16 protein-coding genes are annotated in these 16,946 nt (G+C 74.1%); 2 read left to right on the top strand and 14 right to left on the bottom strand.

What is annotated here, in order from left to right:
• The first annotated feature begins 35 nt into the window (after positions 1-35).
• A complete protein-coding gene (locus OG553_RS18020; protein ID WP_405979959.1) occupies positions 36-713 on the top strand; it encodes a macro domain-containing protein in 678 nt (225 codons plus the stop codon).
• Positions 714-738: 25 nt separating this feature from the next.
• Here the strand turns inward: OG553_RS18020 and OG553_RS18015 are convergent, their stop codons facing one another.
• From OG553_RS18015 to OG553_RS17995, 5 genes are all read right to left on the bottom strand, one after another.
• Entirely contained in the window at positions 739-1,620 is an 882-nt protein-coding gene (locus tag OG553_RS18015) for an alpha/beta hydrolase (RefSeq protein WP_405979958.1), read from the bottom strand.
• Between the two features lie 171 nt (positions 1,621-1,791).
• Positions 1,792-3,003, bottom strand: a complete 1,212-nt coding sequence (gene kynU / locus OG553_RS18010) for a kynureninase (RefSeq protein ID WP_405979957.1) — start codon at positions 3,001-3,003, stop codon at positions 1,792-1,794.
• On the bottom strand, positions 2,996-3,844 hold the full coding sequence (locus tag OG553_RS18005) for a tryptophan 2,3-dioxygenase family protein (protein ID WP_405979956.1): 849 nt from the start codon (positions 3,842-3,844) through the stop codon (positions 2,996-2,998). Before OG553_RS18005 ends, kynU begins: the two co-directional genes overlap by 8 nt.
• A 129-nt stretch (positions 3,845-3,973) precedes the next feature.
• A complete protein-coding gene (locus OG553_RS18000) occupies positions 3,974-4,387 on the bottom strand; it encodes a DUF3151 domain-containing protein (protein WP_405979955.1) in 414 nt (137 codons plus the stop codon).
• Between the two features lie 73 nt (positions 4,388-4,460).
• Complete coding sequence (locus tag OG553_RS17995; RefSeq protein WP_405979954.1) at positions 4,461-5,564, bottom strand: CE1758 family FMN-dependent luciferase-like monooxygenase; 1,104 nt, start codon at positions 5,562-5,564, stop codon at positions 4,461-4,463.
• Between the two features lie 276 nt (positions 5,565-5,840).
• On the opposite strand from OG553_RS17995, the gene OG553_RS17990 reads away from it, so the two are divergent.
• Entirely contained in the window at positions 5,841-7,022 is a 1,182-nt protein-coding gene (locus tag OG553_RS17990; RefSeq protein WP_405979953.1) for an IS701 family transposase, read from the top strand.
• A gap of 6 nt (positions 7,023-7,028) precedes the next feature.
• On the opposite strand, the gene OG553_RS17985 is transcribed toward OG553_RS17990, so the two are convergent.
• The 9 genes from OG553_RS17985 to OG553_RS17945 all read right to left on the bottom strand — a co-directional run bounded on the left by OG553_RS17985 (position 7,029) and on the right by OG553_RS17945 (position 16,634).
• Positions 7,029-8,957 (bottom strand): helix-turn-helix domain-containing protein, encoded by a 1,929-nt coding sequence (locus OG553_RS17985; protein WP_405979952.1) that lies wholly within the window; start codon positions 8,955-8,957, stop codon positions 7,029-7,031.
• Positions 8,958-9,060: 103 nt separating this feature from the next.
• Positions 9,061-9,768 carry a BTAD domain-containing putative transcriptional regulator gene (locus OG553_RS17980; protein ID WP_405979951.1) on the bottom strand — a complete coding sequence of 236 codons (708 nt, stop codon included), beginning with the start codon at positions 9,766-9,768 and terminating at the stop codon, positions 9,061-9,063.
• A gap of 84 nt (positions 9,769-9,852) precedes the next feature.
• Complete coding sequence (locus OG553_RS17975) at positions 9,853-10,518, bottom strand: ScbR family autoregulator-binding transcription factor (RefSeq protein ID WP_405979950.1); 666 nt, start codon at positions 10,516-10,518, stop codon at positions 9,853-9,855.
• A 264-nt stretch (positions 10,519-10,782) separates the two neighbouring features.
• Positions 10,783-11,805 (bottom strand): class II fructose-bisphosphate aldolase, encoded by a 1,023-nt coding sequence (fbaA, locus tag OG553_RS17970; protein WP_388933322.1) that lies wholly within the window; start codon positions 11,803-11,805, stop codon positions 10,783-10,785.
• 303 nt (positions 11,806-12,108) lie between these two features.
• Complete coding sequence (pyrE, locus tag OG553_RS17965; RefSeq protein WP_405979949.1) at positions 12,109-12,648, bottom strand: orotate phosphoribosyltransferase; 540 nt, start codon at positions 12,646-12,648, stop codon at positions 12,109-12,111.
• A 21-nt stretch (positions 12,649-12,669) separates the two neighbouring features.
• Positions 12,670-13,458 (bottom strand): aldose 1-epimerase, encoded by a 789-nt coding sequence (locus tag OG553_RS17960; protein WP_405979948.1) that lies wholly within the window; start codon positions 13,456-13,458, stop codon positions 12,670-12,672.
• Between the two features lie 19 nt (positions 13,459-13,477).
• Positions 13,478-14,311: an SRPBCC domain-containing protein gene (locus OG553_RS17955; protein ID WP_405979947.1), complete on the bottom strand. Its 834-nt coding sequence runs from the start codon at positions 14,309-14,311 to the stop codon at positions 13,478-13,480.
• Between the two features lie 54 nt (positions 14,312-14,365).
• The gene (locus OG553_RS17950) at positions 14,366-16,009 is read right to left on the bottom strand and encodes a polyamine aminopropyltransferase (RefSeq protein WP_405979946.1); all 1,644 of its coding nucleotides are present in this window, start codon (positions 16,007-16,009) and stop codon (positions 14,366-14,368) included.
• Between the two features lie 106 nt (positions 16,010-16,115).
• A complete protein-coding gene (locus OG553_RS17945; RefSeq protein WP_042801168.1) occupies positions 16,116-16,634 on the bottom strand; it encodes a DUF2617 family protein in 519 nt (172 codons plus the stop codon).
• Positions 16,635-16,946: the final 312 nt, after the last annotated feature.

The raw sequence follows: 16,946 nt of genomic DNA, 5'->3' as shown, positions 1-16,946 counted from the left end.
TGGTCGGAAAGACCGATTCCCGATTGGAGTGGATGATGACCGAGGACCTCGTGCAGCCCGCGCTCAGGGTCGTACTGACCGACGTCAACGCCGATGTGGTGGAGTCGTGGCGGGCCGCCTTCGCCGACACCCCCGGGATCGAGATCCGCCGGGGTTCGATCCTCGACGAGGACGTCGACGCGTGGGTCAGTCCGACCAACTCCCGGGGCCGGATGGACGGAGGGGTCGACGCGGCCGTGAAGCGGTTCCTGGGAGCGGGCATCCAGCTGCGCGTGCAGCGGGCGATACGCGACGGGTTCGCCGGCGGCCTGCCGGTGGGCAGCGCGGTGTGCGTGCCGTCCGGAGCCGTCACCCCGCGCTTCCTGATCTCGACGCCGACGATGGAGTCCTCCTCCCAGAACGTCAGCCAGACCCTGAACGTGGCCCTGGCCTGCGCGGCCGCCTTCCAGGCGGTCCACCGGCAGAACGAGGCGAAGCCCGGCAGCATCCGCTCGGTGGCACTGGTCGGCATGGGCGCCCGGACCGGCCGCGTACCGGCGCGGGTCTGCGCGAACCTGATGTGGACGGGCTACACCCTCTTCAACGACCACCGCTTCGAGGACTACGACGACCTGCGCGCCACGATCACCGCGCAGCTGGACGACATAGAGAACGCGCCCGCGGAGAAGCGGGTGCGCATCACCCCGCCGAAGCGGGCCGCGTCCCGGCGCTGACCGGCCGGGGCCGTAGCGGCTCCCGCTACCAGGCGAGTTGGGAGACCTCCTCCACGACGACCGCGCAGGCGTCCGCGGCCGGGTCGATCAGGGGGAAGTGGCCGACGCCCTCGACCAGGGTCAGGCCGACCATCTCGCCCGCCTTCGCCGCCGCGGCCACGTACGACTCCGCCACCGCGGGCGGGACCACGATGTCCTCGCGCCCGTGCACCACGGTGGTGGCGATGCCCGTCGGGAGCAGCGCCGCCGGGTCGGCGAAGGGCAGCCGGGCCTCCCAGTGCCCGGGCCCGCCCAGCAGCTGCGCCGACGCGCCGCCGCAGACGCCGAGTTCCTCCGCGACCGCGAAGTCCGCGATCGGGGCCAGCGCCACCACACCGCGCAGCGGCGGCGGGGCGGGCAGCCGCCAGGGGGAGCCCTGCGGCAGCACGTGCCGCGCCGCCGCCCACAGCGCGAGCTGTCCGCCCGCCGAGTGGCCGGTCACCACGGTCCGGCGGAAGTCGGCGGCGGGCAGGGCGGCCGCGGCCAGGCCGGGCAGGGCGTCCATGGCGGCGGCCACGTCGTCGAAGGTCTCCGGCCAGCGCCCGGCCACCGGCCCGCCGGCGTCCTGGTGGGGCAGTGAACTGCCGCGCCGGTACTCGACGTTGGCGACGGCGAAACCGTGCCGGGCCAGGAGGTCCGCGAAGGGGGTGATGTGCTGCCGGTCGTAGGGGGCCCGCCAGGCACCGCCGTGCAGGACCACGACCAGCGGCGCGGAGCCCGGGCCCGTGGCGTCCCCGCGCGGGGCGTAGAAGTCGACGACCTGGTCGGGGTGGTCCCCGTACGCGGCGCTCGCGTCGGGCCCGACCGGGGGGTGGGCGAAGGCCGAGGCGGCCTCGGCGGCATCCCGTTCGACTGCGGGGTCCGTCATCGGCTCAACCTCTCGGTAACGCGTGGGACAAGGGGGACAGGTGTTCCGGTGTTCCGACTGAGCGGGACCGTACCAGGCCGACACGCCCCACCGGCCGCCGGAACGGGCCCGCACGGAGGCGGGCGGAGCCGTAGCCCCGCCCGCCCGGTGGTGTGACGTTTCGCTACCGCGTCACCCGAAAATGTGACCCAGTGTGCGCGCGGCGCGCTCCACATCGGCGAAACCGACGTAGAGCGGGGTGAACCCGAACCGCAGGACGTCGGGGGCGCGGAAGTCGCCCACGACCCCCCTGGCGATGAGCTCCGCCATCACCTCGCGGGCCCCCTCGGCCCGCAGCGAGACCTGGCTGCCGCGCCGGCCGTGCTCGGCCGGGGTGACCGGCTCCACCTTGCCGTCGGGGACGTACGCGGCCACGCATTCGAGGAAGAAGTCCGTCAGCGCGAGGGACTTGGCGCGCACCGCCTCGACCTCGACGCCCTCCCAGGCTTCGAGGGCCGACTCCAGGGCCAGCATCGACAGGATGTCCGGGGTCCCGACGCGCATCCGGGCCGGGCCCTCGGCGGGGACGTAGTCCGGGGTCATCGCGAAGGGCTCCGCGTGCCCGTTCCAGCCGGGCAGCGGGGAGTCGAAGGCACCCTGGTGCCGTTCGGCCACGTAGATGTAGGCCGGGGCACCGGGGCCGCCGTTGAGGTACTTGTACGTGCAGCCCACCGCCAGGTCGACGGCGTGCGCGTCGAGCCCGACGGGCAGCGCCCCGGCGCTGTGGCACAGGTCCCACACGATCAGCGCGCCCGCGGCGTGCGCGGCCGCGGTGAGGCCGGGCAGGTCGTGCAGCCGGCCGGTGCGGTAGTCGACGTGGTTGAGGAGCACCACCGCGGTGTCCTCGCCGAGGGCGCCGGCCGCGTCGGAGGGGTCGACCGGGACGAGTTCGAGGCCGGTCATCCGGGCGGCGGACGCGGCGATGTAGCCGTCCGTCGGGAAGGTGGTGGCGTCGACCAGCATCCGGGTCCGGCCGGGGGCCGCCAGGCGGGCGGCGCCGACGAGGGCCTTGAACAGGTTGACGCTGGTGGAGTCGCCCACGGTCACCTGGCCGGGGGCGGCGCCGATCAGCGGGGCGATGCGGTCGCCGATCCGCTGCGGGGCGGTCCACCAGCCGCTCTCGTCCCAGGAGCGGATCAGGAGCTCGCCCCACTGGCGGTGCACGACGTCGGCCACCGCGCCGGGGACCCCGGCCGGCAGCGCGCCGAGGGAGTTCCCGTCGAGGTAGACGACCCCTTCGGGCAGCGTGAAGCGCTCGCGGAGCTTGCCGAGGCCGTCCTCGGCGTCGAGGCGCGCGGCCCGCTCCTGGAGCTCGGGTATCGGGTTCGGGGCGGCGTCAGACATGGCTGCGGGCCGTCCAGAGCTCGGGGAAGACGTTCTTCGTGGCGCGCTTCTCCAGCCAGGTCACCCCGGCCGAGCCGCCCGTGCCCGTCTTCGCGCCCATCGCCCGGCGCGTCGCGACCAGGTGGTCGTTGCGCCAGCGCCAGACCAGCTCGGCGACGTCCGTGAGCACCTCGCCGAGGCGGTGCAGGTCGGCGTGGTGGCCGGCCGGGTCCGCGTAGAGCTCCGTCCAGACGGCCTCGACCTCGGCGGAGGGCTCGTACCGCAGGGCGAGGTCCCGGTCCAGGACCGCCTGGGGTACCGGAAGGCCGCGGCGGGCCAGCAGGCGCAGGGTCTCGTCGTACACGCTGGGCTCGTGGAGGGCCTTCTCCAGCTCGGCGTGGACCCGCGGGGCGCCCCTGTGGGGGACGAGCATCGACGCGGACTTCTCGCCCAGCAGGAACTCCATCCGGCGGTACATCGCCGACTGGAAACCGGAACCCTCGCCGAGGGCGGCGCGGTAGGAGTTGAACTGTGCGGGGGTGAGCTGGGCCAGCGGCCGCCAGGAGGCGTTCAGGGCCTCCAGCTCACGGAGGGATCGTTTCAGCGCGTCCATCGCGACCTGGACGTCGTCCTCGCGCAGGGCGCGGGCGGCGGTCTCCCACTCGTGGACGATGACCGTGAACCACAGTTCCATGACCTGGGTCGTCACCAGGAACACCATCTCGCCGGGGTCGTCCGAGCGCGGGTGCTGGAGGTGGGTGAGGACGTCCGCCTGGACGTAGTCCTCGTACGGAGTCGTGCCGGCGAAGTCGAGGTTCGGGGTGTCCGAACCGGCTCCGGAGGCATCAAGGGCGTGCGACATTTCTGTCTCCTCGACACGTGCTTCCGGGTAGCGGTCCGCTCCTTCCGATGAGGTAAGTGGAGCCCCGGTCCCCTGCTCCGCATCATAAGCAGGGGATCCGGAAGCCCTCTAGGGCGCTCCTGGAGAGCGTTATGCGAGCGTGTCCGCCGCCGTCTCGGAGGAATCGCGCAGGAAGGTCGAGCAGCGCTCGTACTCCTCCTTCTCGCCGATGGCCCCGGCGGCCCGCGCCAGGGCGTGCAGCGCGCGCAGGAAGCCGCGGTTCGGCTCGTGCTCCCACGGCACCGGGCCGTGGCCCTTCCAGCCGGCGCGGCGCAGCGCGTCGAGGCCGCGGTGGTAGCCCGTACGGGCGTACGCGTACGACTCGACCGGGTGGCCGGCCTCGAAGGCCCGGTCGGCGAGGGCGGCCCAGGCGAGGGAGGAGGAGGGGTGCGCGGCGGCCACCTCGGCCGGGTCGGTACCGGCGGCGAGGGCCTCGCGGGGCGCGGGCTCGTCGGGCAGGTGGGTGGGGGCGGGGCCCCCGAGCAGGTTCTGGTGAATCGACATGGCTTCAGTCTGGCCGACGCGGCCGCCGGCCGGAGGCCGGGCCCGGATCAAGGTCCGTCGGCCCCGGCCCGGATCAGGCGCCGGCCCGCCCCGGGCACCCGTCCGCGGCGCGTGCCGGGCCCGCCGCCGGATGCCGCGGGCCCGGGGGGACGGACGCCGGACGGGAGGCGGCCAGCTCGCGGCGCAGGACCGGCACGATCCGCTCGCCCAGCACGTCGACCTGCTCCAGGGCCACCGCCGCCGGCAGCCCGGCGTGGTCCACGGCGAACAGCTGGCGCTGGTAGTCCCCGTACGCCTCCCGGAAGCCGAGGACCTTCTCGATCACCTGGTCAGGACTGCCCACGGCCAGCGGCGTCCGCTCCAGGCACTCCTCCAGCGAGTACCGCCCGCCGTGGAACCGGGACCGGTCGAAGTACGGGCGGAACTCCCGCACCGCGTCCTGCGAGCGCGCCCGTACGAAGACCTGCCCGCCGAGCCCGACGACCGCCTGCCCGGCGGTGCCGTGGCCGTGCTCCTCGTACCGGGTCCGGTACAGCTCCACCAGGCGGGCGTAATGGTCGACCGGCCCGAGCAGGTTGTCCGCGAAGAAGCCGTCCCCGTAGTACGCGGCCTGCTCCGCCGTCTCCGGCGAACGCACCGACGTGTGCCACACGAAGGGCGGCACGCCGTCCAGCGGGCGGGGCACGGAGGTGAAGCCGTCGAGGCGGGCCCGGAAGCGCCCCTGCCAGTCGACGTCCTCCTCCCGCCACAGGCGGTGCAGCAGGGCGTAGTTCTCCCGGGCCAGGGCACCGCACTGGCGCAGGTCCTGGCCGAACCACGGGTAGCAGTTCGGGGTGTTGCCCCGGCCCGTCATCAGGTCGAGGCGGCCGCCCGCCAGGTGCTGGAGCAGCGCGTACTCCTCCGCGACGCGCACCGGGTCGTTGGTGGTGACCAGGGTGGTGGCGGTGGACAGGACCAGCCGCCGGGTGCGCGCGGCGAGGTAGCCGAGCAGGGCCGGCGGCGAGGAGGTCACGTAGGGCGGGCTGTGGTGCTCCCCGGTGGCGAAGACGTCGAGCCCGGCGTCCTCCGCCCGCAGGGCGAGCGCGGTCACGGCCAGGATCCGCTCGTGCTCCGTCGGCGCTCGGCCCGTCGCCGGGTCGGGCGCGACCTCTCCGATCGAGAAGACGCCGAACTGCACGCCGCCCCTCCCGTGTCGGTACCGCCGCCGCGCGGGGCGGCGCCGGGGGGCAGGCCCCGGCACCGCGGCTCGTGGCCCCGCGACCCGACCGTCCCCGATCCGCGGCCCCTGCGGCCAGGTCCGCCCCGGCAGTCCGTCAAGTCACCGGGGGTGGTGGCGGCCCCACCACGATCCGGCCAAGTGCGGTGACCGGCACACCTCCCCGGAAGAGGGGTCCTCGGCCGACGGTAGAGGTGCAGTGGACGCACGCCGAGGGGGCATGTCGTGAAAGCGGTCATGAGCAGCATCAACAGCATCAGCGGGGGCACCGGTACGGCCACGGTGGCGCCGGTACGGCGGGACCCGGCCCGGGAGTCGGCCGACGACCTGTGCGCCGCGGTCCTGTCCTCCCTGCGCCGCAAGGACCAGCGGGAGAAGGGCCGGCAGTACGTGCAGGGGCTGCTCGCACTGCCCGGACGCAAGTCGATGCGCGGAATCGCCGGGCAGGTCGGGGGCGGGGCCGCCGAGCAGAGCATGCACCACTTCATCTCCGGCTCCACCTGGGACTGGGAGCCGATCCGCGCCTCCCTCGCGGGGTTCCTCCAGGCCACCACCCCGCTGGCCGCCTGGGTGGCGCAGCCGATGGCCATCCCGAAGGGCGGGGAGCACTCGGTGGGCGTGGCGCACCGTTTCGACCCGCACCAGGGGCAGATGTTCCGGGGCCAGCAGGCCTTCGGGACCTGGTTCGCCTCGGCCGGACTGGTCACCCCGGTCGGGTGGCGGATGCACCTGCCGGAGGACGACGCCCCCGGCCCCTTCGACCCCGCCGACGCGCAGGCCGCGTACGAGGAGTCCGCGGCGGCCGCCGTCATCGAGACGGTGCGGCGCAGCGGCAACCGGCGGCCGGTGGTCCTCGACATCCAGCGGATCGGCACCCGCTCCACGATGAACCGCTTCGCCGAGGCCGGACTGCCGGTCATCGCCCGCGTCGCGCCGTCGACCCCGCTGCTCGTCACCGATCCCGCGCTGCCCGGCCACGGCGCCGGGGCGCGCCCCGCGCGGGAGATCCTGCAGGCGGTGAAGGGGCTGTGCACCCCGGTCGAGTGGACCGACCCGGACCCCGCGCTCCCGGGCGGCCGGCACCGCAGCACCCTGGCCGTCGCGGTGCGGGTGATGATGCCCGACCCCTCCCCGGCCCGCCGCCGCCACCTGCTGCTGGTCGGCGAGTGGACGGACCCGCGCCGCCCTCCGGCGCAGCTGTGGGTGACGGACCTGGTACGGCTGCCCGTGGGCCCGCTGCTGCGGCTGACGAAGCAGGGCCGGCGGGTCGCCTTCGCCGCCGAGCACAGCGGCCAGGAGGCGGGCCTGCGCGACTTCGCCGGGCGGGCCCTGCCCGGCTGGCACCGGCACGTCACGCTGGCCTCGGTCGCGCACGCGGCCCGCGCCCTGACCGGCACGGAGCACTACGCGGCCGCGTAGCGGGGGCTACGCGCCCGACCGGTCGGCGGCGGTGCGGCGGTCGTGCAGCACGGTGCGGGTCCGGCGCAGCCGCAGGGCCATCTGGATCTCCAGCGCCCCGGAGGGCTTCTGCCAGTCGGGGCCGAGGAGTTCGGCGATCCGCTCCAGCCGGCGGGAGACGGTGTTGGGGTGCACGTGCAGGGCCTCGGCGGCGTGGGTGGGGCTGCCGCCGGAGGCGAAGTACGCCTCCAGGGTGCGGGTCAGCTCCGTCAGCCGGTCCGCGTCGTACTCCAGCACGGGGCCGATGGTCGCCGCGATGAACGACTCCACGTCGTGGTCGGCGGACAGCAGCATCCCGAGGAAGCCGAGTTCGCGCAGCGAGGCGGTGCCGCCCACCCCGTCGAGCGCGGTCAGGGCGTCCAGGCAGCGCACGGCCTCGGCGTAGACCCGGGCCACCTCGCCCGGGCTCCCCGTGGGACCCGCCGCCCCGGTGGACACGGCGTGGCCCAGCAGCGGCGACAGCTCCCCGGAGACCCGGTGCGCGGCGGCGGAGGCGTCGGTGCCGGGCAGGACCAGGACGATGCAGCCGCGGCGGACGCCCTTGAGCCCGCCCATCCGGTACGCGTACGAGGACGCCCAGGCCACGGCCTTGCCCAGTTCGCCGCCCTCCGGCCGGGCGACGACCACCACGTGCGGCCCGTCGAGGTCGATGCCGAGGCGGCGGGTGCGCTCCAGCAGGTGCAGGTCGACGGAGTGCGGGCGGTCCAGCAGGTCGGCGAGGAGCTCGTCGTGGACGGGGCCCTCGGCGGCGGCCGTGCCCCGCTGGATCAGCATCAGGGAGGCCACCGACTGGGCGGCCAGCTGGAGCAGCCGTACGTCCTCCTCGGCGAGCGGCTCGGAGGCGCTCAGCAGCAGCACCCCGAGGTCCTCGGCGCCCGCCAGCACCGGGGCGAGCCACAGCTCCCCGGGCAGCCGCACCGGGCGCCGGTCGGTGAGGGCCTGGAGGGAGCCCTTGGTCACCGCGTCCTCGTCCAGGCCGGGCAGTTCCCCGGTCGCGGTCAGCGGCCGCCCGCCCGGGTCCCGTACCTGGAGGACGCCGTCCAGCGCGTCGGCGGTGGCCCGGGCGAGGGTGGCGAGGCCGGCTCCGTCCAGGACCAGCCCGGCCAGCCGGGCGTGGCACTCCCACAGGTAGCGGACCCGGGTGAGGGCGGTGTTGGTGCGCGACCCGAAGGCCGCCAGCTCGGTGACCTCGTCGCGGGTCTGCTCCAGCAGCCGGGCCTTCTCGATGGCGACTGCGGCCAGGTCGGCGAGGGAGAGCATGATGCCGATCTCGTCCGGGGTGAACTCCCGTACGGCGCGGTCGGATCCGTAGAGCGCGCCGAGGGTGGAGTTCCCGCGCCGCAGCGGGACCGCGATGATCGCGTGCAGGCTCTCCGCCTCGACCACGGCGTCGATGCCGGGGGCGTGCGCGATGGAGGTGTCGGCGAGGTAGTCGGCGGTCCACACCGGCGAGCGGCGGGCCTGCGCGATGCTGCCGAGGCCCCGTCCGGTGCCGAGTTCGAGGCCGACGTTGAGCGCGGTGGTCTCGCCCTCCGAGGTGCGGACGTACGCCGAACCGTCCGGGCGGCTCAGCGACAGCCAGGCCATGTCGAAGCCGAGGAGGCGCCTGGCCCGGCGGGTGATCAGGCGCAGCAGGCCGTCGATGTCGTACGGGGAGGTCAGGTCGTGGGCGGTGTCGACGAGTGCGGTGAGGGCGGCCTCGCGCTGCTTGCCGCTGCTCGCGCGGGCCAGCACCGAACCGGCCAGGTCCACGGCCCGGGTGAGGTCGGCGAGTTCGGCCGCGTCGGCGCCCGCGACGCGGGCATCGGCGAGCAGGGCCTCGTACCGGCTCTGCGGGGCGTCCTGCGCGAGCAGCTCCAGTACGGCCAGCGGGCCGGCCCCGTCCCCGCGTCGCATACCGCCGCTCCCCCCACCCCGACCAGCCGCTTTACGTCCCCGGCCCCGAACCTAGGTTCCGTCGGGCGAGGGGTCAAGCAGAGGGGGCCGGGGCGCCGGAGGGTCAGGTGCGGGCGGCACCCGTCAGGGAGGGCCCGGAGGCCGGCCTGCCCCTGCGGGCGGCCTCGACGCGGGCCTCGGCCCGGCGCAGCGCCGCCAGGTAGGCACCGCCGGGGCGGCCCGCGCCGGAGCCGCGCAGGACGGCGAGGGCGAGACGCAGCTCGCGGTGGCGTCCGAGGGCGAGTTCCGCCTCGGCCCACTGGCCGAGCACGGAGAGCCGGTCGGCGTCGAGGCGGGCGATGCGGCCGCGGAGCCAGGTCCCGGCGTCGATGCCGTCCAGGACGGGGCCGGTCCACAGGTCCAGGGCGCGGCGGAGCCGGGCGGCGGCCTGCCCGTAGTCGCCGCGTTCCATGGCCCGGTACCCGGCGCCGGCGTCGCGTTCGAACTCGCGGACGTCGCAGCGGCCGCCGGCGGTGTCGAGAAGATACCCGCCGGGCCGGGTGGACAGCGCGGCTTCGGGAGTTCGTACCGAACCGGGCCCCAGCGCCTCGGCGAACCGCTCGCGCAGCCGGCGTACGGCGGTGTGCAGGGCGGCGTGGGCGTGCTCGGGCGGGACGCGGCGGACCAGCTCGTCCGCGAGCACGGAAACGGGTACGACCCGGTCGGGACAGGCCGCGAGGACCGCCAGGACGTGCCGGGCCTCCGGCGATGGGGCCGTGATGGGCACACCGTTCTCGATGACCCGCGGTGTGCCGAGTACCTCAATGTCCACAGTGATCCCCCCTGGGCAGGCCAGCGGAAAAATAATACCCGGGGGGATCTTTTTGGGAAGGGGGAGGGGAGGGGCGGGCCGGGGTCAGGCCTCCTCCTGCGGGGGCACCCCGCCCGCGCAGCCGTGCCGGCACTCGTGCGCGCCCTGCGGCCCGAACAGCGCCCGCGCGCCCCGCCCGGGGGCCGTGTCCAGCCGGATCGCCACGGCCGGGACCACCGCGCTGGGCATCACGTGCGTGTAGAGCTCCGAGACCTGCGCGTCCATGTCCAGCCCGAGCGTGTACGACATGGTGTTCAGCCCCGCGTACGCCCCGACGACCAGACGGGCCAGCACCCACGGGTCCACGTTCGGCAGCAGCTCCCCGCGCCGCCGGGCCTCTTCCAGCAGCGGGATGTGCAGCTCGATCCAGGTCTGGTACGGGGTCGCCCGGTCGAGGCCCCGGCCCGCGTGGTCCAGCGTGAGGCGGGTGCTGGCCCGCATCAGCGCGTCGTGCCGCAGCTGGTGCGAGAAGACCATGCCGATGTCCACGAACTCCTGCGCCTTGTACTGCTGCGGCAGCATCTGCGGCTGCGCCGCGTTCTGCGCGTCGATGACGGCCTGGGCCAGGCCTTCCTTCGACTCGAAGTGGAAGTACAGGGCGCCCTTGGTGACCTTGGCGATGTTCACGATGTCCGAGAGTTTGGCCGTGTCGTAGCCGCACTCCTCGAAGACCAGGGCGGCCGCCTCCAGGATCGCCCGACGCGTGCGCACCGCCCTTTCCTGCTTCACCTGGGGTCGCTCTGTCTTCATCTGCGGCGTCGCCTCTCCTGGCCCGCCGGTTTTACATCCCCACGGGTACGTTTCTCTGGGTAGATTCCACACCATCGCGCCGCCGCGCGTCCACCGGCGTATGTCACCTCGGGCGAATCCCTCCCGAATCCACCTCAGCGCACACGGAAGAGGGGTCCGCCGGTCCGTGACGGACCGGCGGACCCCTCTCTCAGGTCCTCGCGAACCCTTCCGGGTCCTCGCCGCTTACTTCAGCTTGGTGCCCGTGGAGCGCAGGTCGGCGCAGGCCTGGGTGACGCGCTTGGCCATGCTCGCCTCGGCCAGCTTGCCCCAGGTGCGCGGGTCGTAGGTGGACTTCTTGCCGACCTCGCCGTCGACCTTCAGGACACCGTCGTAGTTGCGGAACATGTGGTCCGCGACCGGGCGGGTGAAGGCGTACTGGGTGTCGGTGTCGAGGTTCATCTTCACGACGCCGTTCTCCAGCGCGGTGGCGATCTCCTCGGGCGTGGAGCCCGAACCGCCGTGGAAGACGAAGTCGAACGGCGAAGCCTTGCCGAACTTCTCGGCGACACCGGCCTGCAGGTCCTTGAGGAGCTCCGGACGCAGGACGACGTTGCCCGGCTTGTAGACGCCGTGCACGTTGCCGAAGGAGGCGGCCAGCAGGTAGCGGCCCTTCTCGCCCAGGCCCAGGGCCTCGGCGGTGCGGATCGCGTCATCGACGGTGGTGTACAGCTCGTCGTTGATCTCGTGGCTGACGCCGTCCTCCTCGCCGCCGGTCGGGGTGATCTCGACCTCCAGGATGATCTTCGCGGCGGCGGCCTTGGCGAGCAGCTCCTGGCCGATGGCCAGGTTGTCGGCCAGGGTCTCGGCGGAGCCGTCCCACATGTGCGACTGGAAGAGGGGGTTCAGGCCGCGGGCGACGCGCTCGGCGGAGACCTCCAGGAGCGGACGTACGTAACCGTCCAGCTTGTCCTTGGGGCAGTGGTCCGTGTGCAGCGCGACCGTGACGTCGTACTTGGCGGCGACGACGTGCGCGAACTCGGCCAGGGCGACCGCGCCGGTGACCATGTCCTTGCTGTACTGGCCACCCAGGAATTCGGCACCACCGGTGGAGATCTGGATGATGCCGTCGCTCTCGGCCTCCGCGAAGCCGCGCAGCGCGGCGTGCAGGGTCTGGGTCGAGGTGACGTTGATGGCCGGGTAGGCGAACTTGCCTGCCTTCGCCCGGTCGAGCATCTCGTTGTAGACCTCGGGGGTTGCGATGGGCATCTGTCCGCTCCTTGGATGTGCGGGGAGTGTGCTTATTGCGGGCCCTGACCTGGGGGCGACGTCGCCGTCGCGCCTATCTTTCCAGACTCGGCGCAACACTCCACCCCGCCTGTCACCCCCCGTTCGACGAAGCGGGCGGAGTGTTTCACGTGAAACACTCCGCCCCTCCGAAAAGCCGCAGGTCAGGACCGGACCCAGGACTTCCGGGACCTTGGTCCCCAGTTGTCCCGCACCCGCCCCGCGGCCCGCCCGTCACCCCCGCGCGACCACGATCCGAGACGACGGGGGCCGGAGCGGAAGGGCTCAGGCGAGGCCCAGGTCCCCGAGCTGGTAGCCGGTGAGGTAGGGCAGGCCGGCCGCGGCGATCGCGTCGGACGCGCCCCGGTCCACGATGGTGGCGACGGCGACGACCTCGCCGCCGGCCTCGCGGACCGCCTCGACGGCGGTCAGCGGGGAGCCGCCGGTGGTCGAGGTGTCCTCGACGACCAGGCAGCGCTTGCCCTTCACGTCGGTGCCCTCGATGCGGCGCTGCATGCCGTGGGCCTTCTGGGCCTTGCGGACGACGAAGGCGTCCAGGCGCTCGCCGCGCGCGGCGGAGGCGTGCAGCATCGAGGTCGCGACCGGGTCGGCGCCCAGGGTCAGGCCGCCGACGCAGTCGAACTCCAGGTCGGCGGTGAGGTCCAGCATGACCTGCCCGACCAGCGGGGCGGCCTCGCCGTCGAGGGTGATCCGGCGGAGGTCGATGTAGTAGTCGGCTTCCTTGCCGGAGGAGAGCGTCACCTTGCCGTGCACGACGGCCTTGTCCTTGATCTGCTGCAGAAGCGCATCGCGTACGTCAGTCATGGCGTCGAGCTTAGTTGCGGGTCAGCCGAGGCGCCGCCACGTCCAGGTGGTGGCGACCTCCAGCGGGTCCACCGGCGTGACCAGGCGCGGGAGGGTGTTGAGGCCGTTCGGCGGGCCGGACTGCGGCTCTACGCAGACGGCCTCGGGCTGCTCGTCGTACACGACCACCCATTCGGCGGGGCTGGTGACCTTCAGCTCCAGCTGACCGGGCCAGGTGAGGGTGACGTCGACCCCGTAGGGCATGCCGAAGCAGTCGTCCCAGGGGCCGGGCTTCGGGTCGGTGCGGCGGCCGGTGGGGATGTGGTCCTCGTCCCGCTCCTCCTGCCAGGCCGGGTCGAAGCCGATCCGGGCCGGTTCCCCGCCCTCGGTGAGGACCCGGTTGAACCAGGGGTGCCAGCCCGCCTGCGCCGGGAAGGAGTCCTGGTACGTCTCCACGCCCAGGCGGATCGTCAGCGCGTCCGGTCCCAGCTCGAAGAGCTGCGTCACCCGGCCGGAGTAGGGCCAGGGGTCGACGAGGTCGTAGGTGAAGGCCGCGGTGGTGCCGGTCGCGGAGGCCGTCTTCCAGGGCGCGTCGCGGGCGAAGCCGTGGATGGCGTGCGGCGGGTGGTTCAGCGGCAGCTGGTGGACGGAGGCACCGTCGTGGAACCGCCCGTTCGCCGTGCGCCCGCACCACGGGACCATCGGGAAGGCACCGAACTTCGGGCCCTGCCGCAGCAGCTCGATGCCGTCGACGCGCAGACCGCTGACCCGGCAGCCGTTTTCCTGATCGATGGTGAGTTCGGCGCCGCCGGCGCTCAGTCGCGTAGTCATACGGCGACCCTACGGCGCGTCAGCGACGGCGGCGCAACGCCCTTCCGACGACGACCGCCGAGGCGAGGGCCAGTGCCGCCGCCGGGGCGATCCAGCGCATGCCGTTGCCGCCGCCCCCGGCGGAGGGCGCCGGGACCGGGGCGTAGCGGCCGCGCGGGGGCGCGTGGTCGACCTCCTCCGCGCTGCGGCCGATCATCGTGCGGCGGGCGTGGGCGGCCTCGGCCGGCGGGCGTCCGGGGCCGGCGGTGCCCGCGGCGGGCCCCTCCTCCTCGTCCGGCCCGACGAAGGACGCGAAGTCGGCGAACTCGCCTTCGAGGAAGGGGTCGAGGGACGGGGGCGGCACCTCGGTGTCGAACACGGAGGGCGCGACCCCGGCGGGTCCGGCCGTTTCCTCCCCGGACTCCGTCGCGGCATCGCCCGCGCCGCCCGCCGCACCGGCCAGGTTGGCGGCGAAGCGGTCGAGGAGCCGGCCGGCGGCGGTGGCGGTGGCCGCCGGATCGAAGGCGGCGGCCCGGCCGTCGGCGGTGGCCCCGCCGCTGAACTCCAGCAGGGTCCCGCCGTCGTGCGGGACCAGCCGCAGCACCAGCGCGAGGGTGACGGAGCCGCTGCCCCGCGCCTCGGAGCCCTCGCCCTCCGCCGCGAAGTGCTCCGGGTCCCGTTCGGACAGGGTCAGGGAGCCCCGGTAGGTCACGGTGTGGCCGCCGACCCGCACCTTGAGCCGCCCGGCCAGCGGCCCGGAGGCGGTGTCGGCGTCCTGCTGGAGCCCGGGGACGCAGCGGGCCACCCGGGCGGGGTCGCGCAGGACGGCGCGGACGTCTTGTGCCGGTACCGGAACGAACACCTGATGCTCCATGCGGCCGAGCCTACCGACGGGACCCGCCGCTGCACACGGACACGACGCCACGGGTCAGTGGTAACGCGGATGCGGCAGCGTGGACGGCGGGAGCCCGGCGGCCGGCCGGCTCCGGGCGGCGTCCCGGGCCGCGTCCCGCAGCCCCCGGGTGGACACGGCCCGCAGGGCGGGGGTGTCGCGGTCCACGCGCAGCTCGGGGACCCGGTCGCGGGCGGCGAGCACGAAGCCCCAGTCCTGCGGCGGCGCGTCGGCCGCGCCCTGGGTGCGGTCGGGCCCGGCGGCGAAGCCGGAGAGCCGGCCGCCCGTGCTGTACGGGGTGGTGAGCAACCCGGCCGCGCGCAGGGTGGACTCGACGGTCCAGTACGTACGCGGCCTCGTGGTGAGGGGGCCGGCGTGCACCGCGATGCGCCCGCCCGGCTTCAGGGCCCGCGCGGCGAGCCCGTAGAACTCCTGCGAGTACAGCTTCGTGCTCGGTGTGATGCCCGGGTCGGGCAGGTCGGAGACGATGACGTCGAAGCGGTCCCGGGCGGCGGGCCCCCGCAGCCAGCGGAAGGCGTCCTGGGTGACGACGCCGAGGCGCGGGTCCGCGTACGCGCGGGCGTTGAGCGCGGAGAGCATCGGGTCGGTGCGGGCGAGGCGGACCACGCCTGGGTCGAGTTCGACGACGGTGACGGAGTCGACGTCCCGGTAGCGCAGCACCTCGCGGGCGGCGAGCCCGTCGCCGCCGCCGAGGACCAGGACGCGGGCGTGCGGGCCGGTCATCGCGGGGTGGACCAGGGCCTCGTGGTAGCGGTACTCGTCGTAGCCGCTGACCCGCAGCCGCCCGTCGAGGAAGAGGTCCAGGGAGCGCGGGGAGCCGGTGGAGGGGCCGGTCAGCACCAGTTCCTGCACCCCGGTCTGCGCGGCGACCCGTACCTCGGCGCCGTAGACGGCGGTGCGCGCGGCCCGCTCGAAGTCGTCGACGAGGAGGGTGGCGGAGGCGAGCAGGGCGAGGACGGTCGCGTTGGCGGTGACCAGCAGCCAGCGGCAGCGCCTGCTGAGGTCGTGGCGGAACAGCCACAGGACGAGTCCGCCGCCGACGACGGCGTTCACGGTGCCGGTGAGCATGGCCCCGGTGAGCTGGCCGAGCACGGGAAGCAGCAGGAAGGGGAAGGCGAGCCCGCCGGCCAGGGCGCCCACGTAGTCGGCGGCGAAGAGGTCGGCGACGGCCCCGCCGGCGTCCTGTCTGCGGATGCGCTGGATGAGGACCATCAGCAGCGGGATCTCCGCGCCGATGAGCACTCCGATGCCGAAGGAGAACGCGACGAGGGCCGGCCGGGACTCGCCCAGCCAGGCGAAGCTCGCGTACAGGGTCATCGCGGAGAAGCCGCCGAGGAGGGCGAGCGCGGCCTCGATGGCGCCGAACCCGAAGGCGGGCCGGCTGCGCAGGCGTTTGGCGAGGAGGGAGCCGACGCCCATGGCGAAGACCATCACGGACAGGACGACCGACGCCTGGGTGACGGAGTCGCCGATGAGGTACGAGCCGAGGGCGAGCAGTTCCAGCTCGTAGACGAGCCCGCAGGCGGCGCAGACGAACACCGTGGCCAGCACGAGGAGTCGGCCGGTCCGGGGGCGTACGGGCAGGGCGGCCTGGACGGTCTGCACGCCCCGCGGCTCCGCCGCCGGGAGCACCCCGCGGGGGGCGGAACGGTCGATCATGCAGCGAACCGTACGTCACCGCCCACCGACACCCTGTCACCCACATGGGTGCAAGTGCCGCGTCGATCAGGCCGGTTGGCGTAATCGCGAGGGGCGGTACGGGGTCCTAGACGGGGGCGCCCATGCGCACGCCGACCCGGGTCCGGGTGGCCACCAGCTGGCCCTCCTGCGGGTACGCGTGCCAGGTCCGCCAGCGCACCTGGCCCTCGTGCCGCTGCGCGAGCATCGCGGTGAACGCGTGCGGGTCACCGGGGAAGGTCCCGGCTAGCCCGTTCGGGTGATCCGCGACCAGCGCGAGCAGCTCCTGCGCCCGGCCCGCGAAGGACCCCCGGGAGAGGGTCTCGACCCGCGCGGCGAACTCGTACTCCCAGTCGCCCACCCGCTTCGCCACGCCGAGCGGCAGCGGCGTACTGCTGCCGGGCATACAGGCGACCGTCTCCGAGCAGAGCACCTCGCCCTCCTCCAGGAGCACCTGGTGAGAGGCCCCGAGCAGGCGCAACTCCACCTTCGCGTCCGCGAGCTGGAGGTTCAGTACGGCCAGGGCGGGCAGCCGGTCGCGTCCCAGGGCCCAGGCGAGATCGGCGGCACGCGTGTCGGTGTAGGTGGTCTGGAGGGTCGTGAGCATGAGTCGGCTCCGCAAACGCGCGAGGGAGATGGGCCGGGGCCCGCCAGCGGTAGTCAACGGGTGGGGGGACACCGGCACGGGTCCACAGGAAGTCCCGGGAGGTCCGGGGACTGGTCTACTCAACCGAGGGAATCATGAAAGGCACGGCACTCACAGCGTTTTTACCCAACTTGACGGGGTTTACATCCCCCCGGGGGCTTCACGGTTCACGTGTTCAACACGACGCCGCCCGTACGCCGTAGCGCCGGACCGAACAAGAAGACGCCCGAAGGAAGTTGTCCCCGCCGGGCGTCTTGTCCACACGGGCTGCGC

Origin of the sequence: Streptomyces sp. NBC_00158 (assembly GCF_045160885.1) — a bacterium.
Classification (GTDB): Bacteria; Actinomycetota; Actinomycetes; order Streptomycetales; family Streptomycetaceae; genus Streptomyces.
This window is presented reverse-complemented; position numbering and strand designations above follow the sequence as displayed.